We start from the raw sequence: 475 nt of genomic DNA on the forward strand, positions 1-475 counted from the left end.
CTCCCAGATGGGCCTGCGCGCCCGCGTGTGACATGCCGTTCTTCTCCGTCATCATCCCCACGTACAACCGGGCGCGGCTGCTGGAGGCGGCGCTCGCGTCTGTGTTCGCGCAGGAGGAGCGTGACTTCGAGGTGCTCGTCGTGGATGACGGCTCCACCGACGACACGCTGGAGACGCTGGCTCGCTACGGCGAACAGGTGCGCGTGCTCAGCCAGCGCAACGCGGGCCCTGGCGCCGCTCGCAACCTGGGCATCCAGGAGGCCCGGGGCGCCTACGTGGCCTTCCTGGACAGTGACGACGTGTGGTTCCCCTGGACGCTGGCCACGTACCGGCGGGTGCTCGAAGCGGAAGGGACGTCGCTGGTGCTGGGCACGGCGGCGCTGTTCTCCCGGGCCGAAACCCTGGCGACCGTGAACCGCGAGCCGCTCCAGGTGCTGCGCTTCGCGGACTATCTGGCCAGCGCGGAGGACCGGAC

Annotated in this window: 1 protein-coding gene; it reads left to right on the forward strand. The window is 70.3% G+C overall.

All coding sequences use genetic code 11. The annotated features are described in order from the left end of the window. Positions 1-32: 32 nt before the first annotated feature. The coding region (locus E2E34_RS37785) for a glycosyltransferase family A protein (RefSeq protein WP_138905803.1) at positions 33-475 on the forward strand (443 nt) is incomplete at its 3' end.

It is taken from the genome of Streptomyces albidochromogenes, from assembly GCF_005981925.1.
In the GTDB taxonomy this organism is placed as follows: domain Bacteria; phylum Actinomycetota; class Actinomycetes; order Streptomycetales; family Streptomycetaceae; genus Streptomyces; species Streptomyces albidochromogenes.